Genomic DNA, 13091 nt, shown 5'->3' on the forward strand with positions numbered 1-13091 from the left:
GTCAGACCTCCGTCAGGGTCGAGGCGTGCTGGTCGGCGAGGGCGAGGTCCGCCTCGATGTGGGAGAAGAACGACGGGTCGGCGGACAGGATCGCCGCGCGGACGTCGAGCATCTCGGTGACGCGGTCGCCGATGACGGCCGAGCCGAGCAGGCCGTGGTCGTCGATGTCGGAGTGGACGACCGTGCTGGCGTCGACGACGTCGACGATCTCCTCGACCACGATGGCCACGCTGCGGCCGCCCTGGCGCTGGTCGGCGTAGACGACGACCTCCAGGTCGGTGCGGGTGGCGTCGGCGTAGGCGCCGAGGTACCGGTCGAGGCGGATGATCGGCAGGATCTCGCCGCGGTACTGGACCACCTCGCGCGAGCCCACCACCTCCACGGTCGAGGCCGGCACGCGCTCCAGGCGCGTGACCATGTCGAGCGGGATGGCGATCTGGCGCTTGACCTCGCCGGAGCCGCCGATGCCGGCGACGAGCAGGCGCTCGCCGGTGCCGGTGGAGTCACCGTCGCGGTGCGCGCCGCCGGACAGGTCCAGGCGCTCGGCGGCCAGGGAGCGCAGGGCGCGGCGGGCCAGGGCCTGCACGTCGAGGATCAGCGCCACGGCGCCGTCGCCCAGGATGGTCGCCCCGGAGAACAGGCCGACCGACTTCAGCTGGTTGCCCAGCGCCTTGACGACGATCTCCTCGGTGTTCAGCACGCGGTCGACCACGAGGCCGAAGCGGCGGCCCTCGGAGGCCAGGACGGCGACGGTGAGGCGGCCGGCGGCGGCCTCGCTCTTGACGCCCATGACCTCGGAGAGGTGCACCAGCGGCAGCAGCTCGCCGCGCAGGCGGTAGACCGGCGCGCCGCCGACGTCCTCCACCAGGCCCGGGTCGGCGTCGACGTCGAGGGCCACGAGCTCCTGCAGGTTGACCTGCGGGACGGCGTAGCGCTCACCGCCGCATGTGACCGTGAGGGCCGGCATGATCGCCAGGGTCAGCGGGATGCGGAGGCGGCAGGTGGTGCCCTTGCCGGTCACCGACTCCACCTCGATGGTGCCGCCGATGGCCTCGACGTTGGTCTTCACCACGTCCATGCCGACGCCGCGCCCGGAGACGTTGGTGACGGCGGCCGCGGTGGAGAAGCCCGGGGCGAAGATCAGCTGCAGCACGTCGGTCGGCGACATGCGGTCCAGCGCCGCCTGGGTGACGACGCCCTTGCGGACGGCGGAGGCGCCGATGACGGCCGGGTCGATGCCCTTGCCGTCGTCGGAGACCTCCACGACGACCTGGCCGCTCTCGTGGCGGGCCGCGAGGCGCAGGACGCCCTCGCGGGGCTTGCCGGCGGCGACGCGGTCGGCGGGGGCCTCGATGCCGTGGTCGACGGCGTTGCGCACGAGGTGCGTCAGCGGGTCCTTCACGGCCTCGAGCAGGGTGCGGTCGAGCTCGGTCTCGCGGCCGACCATGTCGAGGCGGACCTGGCGGCCGCAGGTGGCGCCGAGGTCGCGGACGACGCGGGGCAGCTTGGCCCACAGGGCGTCGATGGGCTGCATGCGCGTCTTCATGACGCCCTCCTGCAGCTCACCGGCGATGAGGTTCAGCCGCTGGGCGGCGCGCGTCAGGTCGAGGTCGTCGGTGAGCGAGCCCACCTGCTGCAGGATCTGGTTGCGCGCGAGGACCAGCTCGCCGGTGAGGCGCATCAGGTCGTCGAGCACGTCGACGTCGACGCGGATCGAGGAGTCCGCAGCGCTGCGGCGGTGGGTGTCGGTGTCGGCGCCGGAGCGGGCGGCCGGAGCGGCCGCGGGGGCCGCAGCGGCGGCCGGGACCGCGGCGGGAGCCGGCTCGTGCGCGTCCTCGACGGTCTCGGCGTCGTGCTCGTCGGCGCGCTCCTCGACCGCCTCGACCGCCGGGGCGGGGGCGGCGGCGACGGCGGGGGCCGGAGCAGCGGCCTTCGCGGCGGCGGGCTTCGCCGCGCGACGGCGCTTGGCGGGCGCGGCCGCGGGCGCGACCCCGGCGACCGCCGCGACGGCGGGCTCGGGGGCGGCGGGGGCGGCGGGGGCGGCGGCCTTCGCGGTGCCGTCCAGCACGGCCTTGATCTGCGCGACCGTCGGGTCGACGTCGAGGTCGCCCTCGGCGCCGTCGCGCTCGAGGTTGCCGAGCAGGGCGCGGATGGTGTCGACCATCGCGAGCAGCGCGTCGGCGGTGACCGGGTCCATCGCCATCACGCCGTCGCGCAGCTTGGCGAGCAGGTTCTCGCCGACGTGCGCCACGCTCTCGAGCTTGCTGAGCGCCAGGAAGCCGCTCGTGCCCTTGATGGTGTGGATCGTGCGGAAGACGCTGGCGAGCAGCTCGCGGGAGCCCGGGGCCTGCTCGAGCGCGACCAGGTCGCGGTCGAGCTGGTCCAGGTTCTCGTAGCTCTCCACCAGGAACTCGCTGATGATGTCGTCCATGCCGTCCATGTCGGCTCCTCTCGGCTCGTTCTTCAGTCGTTGGGTCGGACGGGCGTCAGAGCCGGAAGGCGGAGACGACCTGGCGGAGCTCGCGAGCGGTGGTGAGCAGCTCGCCGGCGGTGGTGGTGGTCTGCGACGCACCGGACGTGGTCTGGGCGGCTGCGGCGGCGACGCCCTGGATGTTCGTGCTGATCTCCTGGGCCCCGGAGGACACCTCGGTGACCGAGCGGACCATCTCCGCCGTGGTCGCCGACTGCTCCTCCACGGCCGAGGCGACCGTCGCCTGCAGCGCGTCGATGCGGGAGATGACCTCGCTGATCTGCTCGATCGCGCTGCGCGCCCCGGCGGCGTCGGCCTGGGCGGTCTGCACCCGGGCGACGATCTCGTCGGTGGCCCGCGCGGTCTGCGCCGCGAGGTCCTTGACCTCACCGGCGACGACGGCGAAGCCCTTGCCGGCCTCACCGGCGCGGGCGGCCTCGATGGTCGCGTTCAGGGCCAGCAGGTTGGTCTGCTCGGCGATCGAGGTGATCAGCTTCACGACGTCGCCGATCTCGCGGGACGAGGTGCCCAGGCGCTCCACGGTGGCGGCGGCGGCCTCGGCGGTGGTGACGGCGTCAGCGGCGGTGCGCGAGGCGGTCGCGGTGGAGGAGGCGATCTCGCCGATGGCGGAGGTCATCTCCTCACCGGCGGCGGCGATGGTCGACATCGAGGCGGAGATCTGCTCGGAGGCGGCGGCCACGAGCTGCGCCTGCACGGAGGACTCCTCCGCGCCGGAGGCGAGCTGGCTGGACACGGCGGTGAGCTGCTCGGAGGAGCCGGAGACGCCGGCGGCCTTCGCGGTGATGTCGCGGACCACGGAGGAGAGCCGCTCGATCGAGGCGTCGGTGGCGGCCGCCAGCTGCCCGACCTCGTCGGCGCTGGTGATGCCGGTGCGCTGGTCGAGGCGACCGTCGGCCAGGCCCTCCACCACGTCCAGCACCCGGCTCAGGGGGCGCGTGATGCCGCGGCCGATCACCAGGCCGAGGACCAGGACCACGGCCAGGCCGACCGCGGCGACGGTGATGAAGAGCGCCAGGCTGCGGGCGTACGCCGCGTTCCCGCTGGCGACGAGGTCGTCGGCGGCCTTCGCCTCGGCGGCCCTCACCGTCTCCAGGGCGTCGAAGGCGGCGTCGGCAGCAGGGCTGACCTTGCTGTTGCGCAGCTCGTTGTAGCCGTCGGTGTCGCCGGCCACGGCGAGGGCGACGGACTGGTCGCGCAGGGTGGCCCAGGCGCCGACCGCGTCCCAGAGCGCCGTGCGCTGCGCCGCCGAGGCGCGCGGCGCGGTGCCCTGGTACGCCGTCCACGCCGCGTCGAGCGCGGTGACGTCGGTCTGGAGGTCCTGGGCGGTGCTCTGCTTGTCGTCAGCGCTCGCGAGCGCCACGCGCAGCACGTCGCTGCGCACGGTCAGCATCCCCGCGCGGACGTCGCCGAGGGCCGAGACGGACTCGAGCTGGCTGTCGATCGCCCGCCCGCGGTCCTGGGCCCCGGCGAGCTGGACCACCGCCGTGAGCACGACGGTGGCCACGAGCAGGGTGCTCAGCAGCAGCACGCCGCCGAGCTTGAACGTGATCTTGAGGTCCGCGAACCGCTGGGACACCGGGAGCTCCTGGGGGGGGAAGGTGAGCACCGCCCTCGGAGGAAGGCTGCAGTGGTCTCATCGGCGGGGAGGGGTGCTGACCTGAGCGCCGCCGGCCCACGAGATCACCAGCCGCGGCCGAGGGGGGTCTCCCGGACGGCCGACACCCCAGCGGGACCGGTCCGCTCAACACCCGGGGACGGGCTGCCGATGCAGGGGCCATGACCTCCTCCGCCACGAGCTCCCGCACCCAGAGCGAGCAGTCCGACCCCGGTCGCCGCTGGACGCCGGTGCGCCTGGCGGGTGCCGGCCTGGGAGCCGTGTACCTGCTCGTCGGCGTGGTGGGCTTCGTGCTCACCGGCGTCAGCGAGTGGTCGATGCACAACCACGCCACGATCCTGCTGTTCCAGATCAACCCCGTGCACAACGTCGCCCACCTCGGGCTGGGCGGTGCGCTGCTGGTCGGCGCGCTGCTGGGCACCGAGGCCGCGCGCAGCGTCGACCGCCTCGTCGGCGTCGTGTTCCTCCTGCTGGGCCTGGTGGGCCCGTTCGTGATGGGCGGCCACATGGACCCCATCGCCCTGAACAGCCCCGACCACGCGCTGCACCTCGGCACCGCCGCGGTGCTCCTGGGCGTCGTCTGGGCCACCCGCACCCGCCAGCGGGCCTGAGGCGGGTCACCCGGTGGACGAGCCGACGGCGCCCCGCGCCCCCGGACCGCTGCAGCGGACGCGCACGGTCCTCGTGGACCTGGTGCTCGCGGCGTCGGCCCAGACCCCCGTCATCGTCAAGGTCGGCGGCCCGGTCCTGGCCGTGTCCCTGGGCATGGCCCTCTACCTCGAGGGCGCGCTCGACACGGAGGCCTGCGGCGGCACCCCGGCGTGCACCGAGCTGAGCCAGCAGGTCTCCCTGGTCACCACCGACGGCACCGCGCTGATGCTCGTGGTGCTCTGGCTGGTCTTCATCGCCTTCGTGGGGCGCCGCACGAAGCGCCTGGCCGACGTCGCCCGTCGCGTCGCCGAGGGCGACCTGACCGCACGGGTCGGTGACCGCGCCCGGCACGGCGGCTCCGCCCGTCCCCCGCGCGACGAGCTGATGGTGGTGAGCACCCAGTTCGACACCATGCTCGACACCCTGGTGAGCGAGCAGCAGCGCCTGGTGGGCCTCACCGAGGAGCTGGAGCACCAGGCCACCCACGACGCCGTCACCGGCCTGGGCAACCGCACGCTGCTGCTGCGGCACCTCGAGGGGATGCTCGCGCAGCCGCGCAGCACCCCCCTGGCCGTGGTGAAGGTGGAGCTGGACGACCTCGCCACCATCGACGCCACCCTCGGCCACGACGTCGGGGAGCTCGTGGTGTCCACCACGGCCCTGCGCCTGTCCGCCGCCGTGCGCGGCGACGAGCGCGTCGTCCGCGCGACCGGGTCCGTCTTCGCCGTGCTGGTCGACGACGTCCCCGACGACGCCGACGCGGCCGCCATCGCGCTGCGCCTGCTCGAGGTCGTGAACCGGCCCGTCGACGTCGAGGGCGCCACCATCGTCGTCAGCGCCTGCGCCGGCGCCGTGCTGCACCGCCCGGGCGAGGACCGCACCGCCGAGGACGTGCTCCGCGACGCCTCCCTGGCGCTGCACTCCGCCCAGCGCTCCGGCGCCGAGGCCGAGTCCACGGCCCGCACCGTGCTCTACACGTCGCGCCTGCGCGAGGAGGTGCTGGAGCGCTCGCGCACCGCCGACGAGCTGCGGGCCACCCTCACGGGGCAGCCCGGCACCGGTGCGCTGGAGGTGCACTACCAGCCGTACGCGCTGCTCACCGACCCGTCCCGCGTGGCGGGGTTCGAGGCCCTGGTCCGCTGGCAGCACCCCCAGCGCGGGCTGGTGTCGCCGCTGGAGTTCGTGCCGGTCGCCGAGGAGGTCGGGCTCATCCGCCCGATCGGCCTGCGGGTGCTGCAGGACGCCGCGGAGCGCTCCGCCGCCTGGCACGCCCTCGACCCGTCGCGGGCCTGGACCACCAGCGTCAACCTCTCGCCGCAGCAGCTCCTCGACGTCGACCTCGTGCACCGCGTCGGCGACGTGCTGGCGCGCACCGGGCTGGCGCCGCACCTGCTCACCCTCGAGCTCACCGAGACCGCGATGATGCTCGACCTCGACGGCGCCGCCCGCCGCCTGCAGGCGCTGCGCGACATCGGCGTCGGCATCGCCATCGACGACTTCGGCACCGGCTCGTCGTCGCTGTCGTACCTGCACCAGCTCCCCGTCGACGTCGTCAAGCTCGACCGGGCGTTCATCTCCCGCCTCGAGGACGACACGACGTCGCTGGCCATGGTGCGCGCGGTGCTCGACATCGCCTCCGCGCTGGGGCTGACCACGATCGCCGAGGGCATCGAGACCCCCGGCCAGCTCCGCATCCTCGGCGAGCTCGGCTGCGACAAGGCGCAGGGCTTCCTGCTGTCGCGACCGGTGCCCCAGGACGTCGCCCAGGACCTGCTGGTCGGCACCCGCCGGCTCGGGGGCCAGCCCGGGGACCAGCCCGGGGACCAGCCCGGACGTCACCTCGGAGGCGCCGAGACCGGTGGTCTGCGGGTCACGTCGTGACCCCCCGCCCCGGAGCGGCGGCGCGCGCCCTGGGCCTCGTGGGGCTGCTGTCGTCGGCGCTCGTCCTGGTGTCGACGCTCTTCCCGTCAGCGGTGGACGACACCACCGCCGTCCGCGCGGTCGCCCTCTCGGCCGGGCTGGTCGCCGCCGGCATGTTCCTGCCGGTGTGGCGGCGCCTGCCCGCCCGGGCGACGCTCGTCATGCTGCCGCTGGCGATGGCGCTCATCGCCGTCCACAACACCGTCGGTGACGACGACCCCTACCGCTACGGCGTCTTCTTCCTGCTGCTCTTCGTCTGGGTCGGGATGCACCACCCGCGCTGGACCTCGCTGACGGCCGGACCCCTGGCGCTGGTGGCGTACACGGTGCCCCTCCTGCTGCACCACCACCCCGACGCCGCGTGGACCGCCGTCTACGCCGTCCCGGTGTTCGTGGTGGTCGGCGAGGTCATCGCCGCGCGCTCGCGGGCGCTCGGGCGGGCCACCGCCGAGCTGCGCCGCCTGGCGCACACCGACCCCCTCACGGGCCTGCTGGACCGCCGGGCGTTCACGACGTCGGTGGAGCGGCTCCGCGCGACCGGGGAGACCGGGGCGCTGGTGGCGTTCCTCGACCTCGACGGGTTCAAGCCGGTCAACGACACCCTCGGGCACGCCGCCGGCGACGCCCTCCTGCTGCGCATCTCCGCCTACCTCGTGAGCGACGTGCGCTCGGGTGACCTGGTGGCGCGCCTCGGCGGCGACGAGTTCGGGCTGCTGCTGCGCCACGCCGCCGGTGACGAGGACGAGTCCGTGCTCGACCGCCTGTCCGCCGCCGTGGCGGAGGCCTCTCCCCCGGGCGTCCCCGTGGGCGTCAGCGTCGGGCTGGCCCGCCTGGACGACCACCCGGACGTCGAGGCCGCGCTGCGGACCGCCGACGAGGCGATGTACGCCGCCAAGCGCTCGGCGCGGGCGAGCGGCGCCCAGTCACCGGCCGGGCGGCGCGAGGGCCAGCCCCTGGCCGGCTGACGGCACCGCTCCGGCCGCCCGACCCGTCGGGCGGAGGGCGTGGGATTCGAACCCACGGACTGGCAGGACCAGTCAGCAGTTTTCAAGACTGCCCCGTTCGGCCGCTCCGGCAGCCCTCCTCGACCCCGCCCATCCTGCCGCACCGCGACCCCGGGGCGCAGGCGCCCGCCGGACGCCTCAGAAGCCGGTGCCGAGCTGCGGCTCCCGCTCCCCCAGCAGCGCGGTGCCGAGCCGCGCCAGAAGCTCGGGGCGCTCGGCCTCGACCAGGCCGGCGCGCGCCAGCGGGGCGAGCCGTGTGCCGCCGAGGTACGTCGCTCCCAGCGCGGCCACGCCGAGGCGCACGTCGGCGGGGGTGTCGGTCCGGGTGCACTCGGCGCCGTCCGGGCCGCCGCGCAGGCGCACCCGCGCCGAGGCGTCGACGCCCGGCAGCCCCGCGCCGCCGGGCTGGTCGACGACGTCGAGCACGACGTCGACCTCGCAGGAGTAGGTGCGCGCCGCGAGCGCGGCGGGCACGTCCAGGAGGCGCACCCACACGCCGTCGGCGACGGCCGTGGTCTCGACGGCGCGGGCGTCGGTGAGCAGGTGGGGCAGGGCGTCGTCGAGGGGGGTGCCGCGGCCGGTGGTGATCTCGTCGACGAGGTCGAGGGCGAGCAGCGAGCGCCACAGGGAGGCGTGCGCCGACGGGGTGGTGGAGACCAGCTCGCTCGTGCGGGCGCGCCCGTCCTGCAGGCGGTAGGTGGCGTACCCGTCGGGGTGCACGAGGGCGAAGAGCTCGGTGGCGCCGGAGCGCTGGCCGGGGGTGTCGGCGAGCAGCTGGTCCCACCACCCTGAGGTGCGCGTGAGGGCGCCCGGGGTCTGGGCGCACCAGCGCTCGTGCACGTCGGCGAGGTGCCGCCGGGCGGTGGCGGGACGCGCGTGGCGGGCGACCTGCGGCCCGGCGAGCGCCTCCGCCGCGGGGGTCAGGCGGGCGCGGCGGCGGTCGACGCGCGCGGTGCGCTCGGTGGTGGCGGCGCCGTAGCCGTAGCGGCCGTAGATGGTGGCCTCGCTGGCGGTGAGGACGGCGAGGGGCGCCCCCTCGGCGACCAGGCGGGTGTGCAGCTCGCCGAGCATCCGGCGCAGCAGGCCCCGGCGGCGCTGGTGCAGCGCCACGGCCACCCAGGTCACGCCGGGGACCGGCAGGCGCGCGCCGCCGGGCGCGGTCATCGTGAAGGAGCAGGAGCCGGCGGCGCCGACGAGCGCGTCGTGGGCGGGCAGGCCGTGGTCGCCGGTCTCCTCGGCCACCACGAAGCGCTCCGGCTCGATGACGCCCTCCAGGAGCGCGGCGTCGGCGTCCTCCCACGTGAAGCCGAAGGCCCGGCCGTCGAGCACCCGCACGGCGGCCGCGTCCTCGGCGGTGGCCCAGCGGACGGCGACGTCGGCGGTGGCGCCTGCGGGCGGGGTGGAGGGGGTCGGGCTGCTCACCCCGGGCAGTCTGGCTCCGCGCTCCCCCGCCACGCCACCGGGTTCCCTCCCCCGTGATCATGGGCTTCCCGAGCACTTCCTCGGTCGTGGTGTCAGCGGGCCTCCGGAGCAGCCACGACCGGCGGCGCCCGGGCGCCCGTGACGATCGACGGGCAGAGTCCCCCAGGAGGGCACTAGTGATCCCCGCCACGGGCCTCCTGCCCGTCCGGCGTCACACCGCTCTCCGGCGGCGCGTTCGGGAAGCCCATGATCACGGCCCGGCAGCGTTCCGGAGGTCCATGATCACGGGGGGGGGGTGGGATGGATCAGGGGCACCGCGGGGTTGCACCTGCGGAGGAGGTGGCGCCGTGCTGGCACCCGAGGACCTGTACGAGGTGGTCGCCGAGGCGACCGCCACCGCGGACGGCGAGGCCGGCCCCGTGCTGCTGCACGCGCTGACCGGGTTCGTGGACGCCGGGTCGGCGTCGGAGCTGCTCGCGCAGCGGCTCCTGGCCGACCTCGACTCCCGCGTCCTGGCGCGCTTCGACGTCGACCTGGTGCACGACTACCGCGGCCGCCGCCCGCCGATGGCCTTCGCGGGCGACAGGTTCGCCTCGGTGGAGCTGCCCGAGCTGCTGCTGCACGAGGTCGTCGACGACGCCGGCACCCGGTTCCTGCTGCTCACCGGCCCGGAGCCCGACCTGCACTGGCAGCGCTTCACCGTCGCCGTCCACCAGCTCGCGCAGCGGTGGGGCGTGCGCCTGGCCGTCTCGGTGCAGGGAATCCCCTGGGCAGCGCCCCACACCCGTCCGGCCGCGCTGACGGCGCACGCCAGCGACCGCGCGCTCATCGCCGGTCGTCCCCGCTGGTTCAGCGACGTCGTGGTGCCGGGGCACGCCGGCGCCTTCCTCGAGCTGCAGCTGGGCGAGGCCGGTCTGCCCTCGATGGGCTTCTCGGTGCACGTGCCCCACTACCTGGGGGCCACGTCCTTCCCGCCGTCGACGGCGGCGCTGCTGGACGCCGTCGCCCAGGCGGCGGGCCTGCGCTTCGACGAGTCGCTGGCGGTGCTGTCGGCGGCCGCCGTCGACGTGCTCTCCCAGGTCGACGAGCAGGTCGCCGCCAGCGCCGAGACCCGCTCGGCCGTGGTCGCGCTGGAGGCGCAGTACGACGCCGTGCTCGCGGGCCGCGGCCTGCAGGGCGCCGACGGCTCGGTGATGGGCACCCCCCGGCTGCCCGACGACGAGGTCGCCGACGGCGACGAGCTGGCCGCCGAGCTGGAGCGGTTCCTGCGCTCGCAGGGCGGGGCCGACGGCTCCTCGGCGGGAGGCGCTCAGGCGCCCGACGGCTCCTGAGGCACCTCGAGGCGCGCCGGCAGCACCTTCGCCGGCACGCCCACCGCGGTCGCGCCGTCCGGCACGTCGACCAGGACGACGGCGCCCGCCCCCACGCGGGCGCCGCGGCCGACGTGCACCGGTCCGAGCACCGTGGCCCCGGCGCCGACGACCGCGCCGTCGCCCACGCTGGGGTGGCGGCGCGCCTGGCGCTGGTCGTCCACGGCCACCACCCGGCCGCCGAGGGTGGTCCCGTGGAAGAGCAGCACGTCGTCGCCGACGACGGCCGTCTCCCCGATGACCACGCCCGTGCCGTGGTCGATGACGAGCCGCCGCCCGATGCGCGCACCGGGGTGGATCTCCACCCCGGTGCGGCGGCGCGCCCAGTGCGCCACGAGCCGGGCGGGCAGCCGCCCCGCAGGGCCGGAGGTCCACAGGGCGTGGGCGAGGCGGTGCAGCCACACCGCGTGCAGCCCCGGGGTGACCAGCAGCACCTCGAGGCGCGAGCGGGCCGCGGGGTCGCGCAGCAGCACGGCCGCCACGTCCTCGCGGGCCCGCTCGCGCCAGGTGGCGGTCTGCCGGGTCAGCCGGGTCAGGCGGGTCACTGCATCAGGTCGCTGTACAGCACCGTCGACAGGTAGCGCTCCCCGAAGGAGGGGATGACGACGACGACGAGCTTCCCGTCCATCTCCGGCCGGCTGGCCACCTCGACGGCGGCCTTGAGCGCGGCGCCGGAGGACAGCCCCGCGAGGATGCCCTCCTCGGCGGCGGCGCGGCGGGCCCAGGCGACGGAGGTGTCGACGTCGACGTCGACCACCTCGTCGTAGACCGACGTGTCCAGGACCTCCGGCACGAAGTTCGGCCCGATGCCCTGGATCTTGTGGGGGCCGGGCTGGCCGCCGTTGAGGATCGGGCTCTCGGCCGGCTCGACCGCCACGACGCGCAGGCCGGGCTTGCGCTGCTTCAGCACCTGGCCGACGCCGGTGATCGTGCCGCCGGTCCCGATGCCGGCGACGACGACGTCGACGCGGCCGTCGGTGTCCTCCCAGATCTCCTCGGCGGTGGTGCGGCGGTGCACCTCGGGGTTGGCGGCGTTCGCGAACTGGCGGACCTGCACCGCACCGCGCTCGGTGGCCACCTCGACGGCGCGGGCCACGGCGCCCTTCATGCCCTCGCTGCCCGGGGTCAGCACGACCTCGGCGCCGTAGGCCCTCAGCAGCGCGCGGCGCTCCAGGCTCATCGTCTCGGGCATGGTCAGCACCACGCGGTAGCCGCGGGCCGCGCCCGCCATGGCCAGGCCGATGCCGGTGTTGCCGCTGGTGGCCTCGACCACCGTGCCGCCGGGCCGCAGCTCGCCGGAGGCCTCGGCGGCGTCGAGCATCGCGACCGCGATGCGGTCCTTGACGCTCGCGGAGGGGTTGTAGAACTCGAGCTTGGCGACCACCTCCGCCCGTGCTCCCTCGGCGAGGCGGTTCAGCCTGACCAGCGGGGTCCGGCCGACGAGCTGGGTGACGTCGTCGTAGATGCGCACGTCCGCATCGAACACCTCCCGGCCCCCGGACCTTCCAGCGGACCCCTCGTCCGGGCCAGCCGTCAGCCGGCCGACTGGGAGACGGCCAGCTGCACCAGCGTCACGAGCGCCTGCTTGGTGGCGGGGCGGGTGCGCGCGTCGGTGTAGAGCACCGGCACGTGCTCGGGCACCGCGAGGGCCTCGCGGACGTCGTCCAGCTCGTGGCGGGCCACGCCGTCGAAGCAGTTGACCGCGACGACGAAGGGGATGCCGCGGCTCTCGAAGTAGTCGACCGCCGTGAAGCACTGGTCGAGGCGTTCGGTGTCGACCAGCACGACGGCGCCGATCGCGCCCCGGACGAGGTCGTCCCACATGAACAGGAACCGGTCCTGGCCGGGCGTCCCGAACAGGTACAGCCACAGGTTGCCCGGCAGGGCGATGCGGCCGAAGTCCATGGCCACGGTGGTGGTGGTCTTGCGGTCGCTGACCCCGCCGGCGTCGTCGACGCCCACGGAGTGCTCGGTCATGGCCGCCTCGGTGCTCAGCGGCTCGATGTCGGACAGCGACCCGATGAAGGTCGTCTTGCCGACGGCGAACCCGCCGGCGACGACGATCTTGACCGTGGTCGGTGCCTCGGCGGGCTCGCGGGCCGGGGCCGCGTCCGCGGCGCCCCCCGGGTCGACCGGGTCGACGGCGTCGACGGCGTCGACGGCGTCGACGGGGGACGCGTGGGCCTCAGAGGGTGCTGATGCCATCGAGGACGCTCTCCAGCAGGGTGCGGGGGGTCGTGGCCACCCAGCCGTCCGCGGGCCGGGTGCCGCCGGCGCCCGGGGCGCCGGACGCTGGGACGGGGGGCAGCTCGGGGGCGTGCACGCGGACGGCGCGGCTGCGCTGCAGGTCGCCGACGACGACCCTCATCACCGGCACGGGCAGCCGCACGTGCGCGGACAGCTCCGCCACGGAGAGCCACCCGCCGGCGGTGAGCTCCAGGACGCGGCGGCTCTCCTGCGTCATGCCGGTGGTGGGCGTGCCGAGGGCCTGCACCAGGGCCTCCAGGGGCAGCTCGGCGGCGCTGGGGGCGCGGCGGCCCCCGGTGACGGCGTAGGGCCTGACGGTGCGGACCTCCTCCGCGTCGTCGACGTCGTCGGCGCCGGACGGCGGGGGCACC

Annotated in this window: 11 protein-coding genes and 1 tRNA gene; 4 read left to right on the plus strand and 8 right to left on the minus strand. The window is 75.4% G+C overall.

Going from position 1 to position 13091, the window contains the following annotated elements; all coding sequences use genetic code 11:
• Position 1: 1 nt before the first annotated feature.
• Together F1641_RS22550 and F1641_RS23440 are read right to left on the minus strand one after the other, a co-directional pair.
• Positions 2 to 2440, minus strand: a complete 2439-nt coding sequence (locus F1641_RS22550; RefSeq protein ID WP_194907295.1) for a chemotaxis protein CheA — start codon at positions 2438 to 2440, stop codon at positions 2 to 4.
• A 46-nt stretch (positions 2441 to 2486) separates the two neighbouring features.
• Positions 2487 to 4067, minus strand: coding sequence for a methyl-accepting chemotaxis protein (locus tag F1641_RS23440; RefSeq protein WP_309225655.1), 1581 nt, complete (start codon positions 4065 to 4067; stop codon positions 2487 to 2489).
• A gap of 200 nt (positions 4068 to 4267) precedes the next feature.
• On the opposite strand from F1641_RS23440, the gene F1641_RS16170 reads away from it, so the two are divergent.
• From F1641_RS16170 to F1641_RS16180, 3 genes are read left to right on the plus strand one after another with little or no spacing between them, the layout of a single operon-like run.
• Entirely contained in the window at positions 4268 to 4717 is a 450-nt protein-coding gene (locus F1641_RS16170) for a DUF4383 domain-containing protein (protein WP_194907297.1), read from the plus strand.
• Positions 4718 to 4730: 13 nt separating this feature from the next.
• Positions 4731 to 6638, plus strand: coding sequence for a bifunctional diguanylate cyclase/phosphodiesterase (locus F1641_RS16175; RefSeq protein WP_194907298.1), 1908 nt, complete (start codon positions 4731 to 4733; stop codon positions 6636 to 6638).
• Positions 6635 to 7642 carry a diguanylate cyclase gene (locus F1641_RS16180; RefSeq protein ID WP_194907299.1) on the plus strand — a complete coding sequence of 336 codons (1008 nt, stop codon included), beginning with the start codon at positions 6635 to 6637 and terminating at the stop codon, positions 7640 to 7642. Before F1641_RS16175 ends, F1641_RS16180 begins: the two co-directional genes overlap by 4 nt.
• Positions 7643 to 7673: 31 nt before the next feature.
• Here the strand turns inward: F1641_RS16180 and F1641_RS16185 are convergent.
• Positions 7674 to 7761: transfer RNA gene (locus F1641_RS16185), tRNA-Ser, on the minus strand.
• 58 nt (positions 7762 to 7819) lie between these two features.
• A complete protein-coding gene (locus F1641_RS16190) occupies positions 7820 to 9103 on the minus strand; it encodes a GNAT family N-acetyltransferase (RefSeq protein ID WP_194907301.1) in 1284 nt (427 codons plus the stop codon).
• A 347-nt stretch (positions 9104 to 9450) separates the two neighbouring features.
• Here F1641_RS16190 and F1641_RS16195 point away from each other — a divergent pair, with 347 nt between their 5' ends.
• On the plus strand, positions 9451 to 10434 hold the full coding sequence (locus F1641_RS16195; protein WP_194907302.1) for a PAC2 family protein: 984 nt from the start codon (positions 9451 to 9453) through the stop codon (positions 10432 to 10434).
• On the opposite strand, the gene epsC is transcribed toward F1641_RS16195, so the two are convergent.
• The 4 genes from epsC to F1641_RS16215 form a co-directional block, all read right to left on the minus strand.
• A complete protein-coding gene (gene epsC / locus F1641_RS16200; protein WP_309225656.1) occupies positions 10413 to 11018 on the minus strand; it encodes a serine O-acetyltransferase EpsC in 606 nt (201 codons plus the stop codon). The genes F1641_RS16195 and epsC overlap by 22 nt on opposite strands.
• Positions 11015 to 11944: a cysteine synthase A gene (cysK, locus tag F1641_RS16205; protein WP_194907596.1), complete on the minus strand. Its 930-nt coding sequence runs from the start codon at positions 11942 to 11944 to the stop codon at positions 11015 to 11017. The genes epsC and cysK overlap by 4 nt, the downstream gene beginning before the upstream one ends.
• Positions 11945 to 12006: 62 nt before the next feature.
• Complete coding sequence (locus F1641_RS16210; protein ID WP_206691321.1) at positions 12007 to 12678, minus strand: ATP/GTP-binding protein; 672 nt, start codon at positions 12676 to 12678, stop codon at positions 12007 to 12009.
• Complete coding sequence (locus F1641_RS16215) at positions 12659 to 13090, minus strand: DUF742 domain-containing protein (protein WP_309225658.1); 432 nt, start codon at positions 13088 to 13090, stop codon at positions 12659 to 12661. Before F1641_RS16215 ends, F1641_RS16210 begins: the two co-directional genes overlap by 20 nt.
• Between the last annotated feature and the right edge of the window lies 1 nt (position 13091).

The sequence above is a fragment of the Quadrisphaera sp. INWT6 genome, from assembly GCF_015390235.1.
In the GTDB taxonomy this organism is placed as follows: Bacteria; Actinomycetota; Actinomycetes; order Actinomycetales; family Quadrisphaeraceae; genus Quadrisphaera.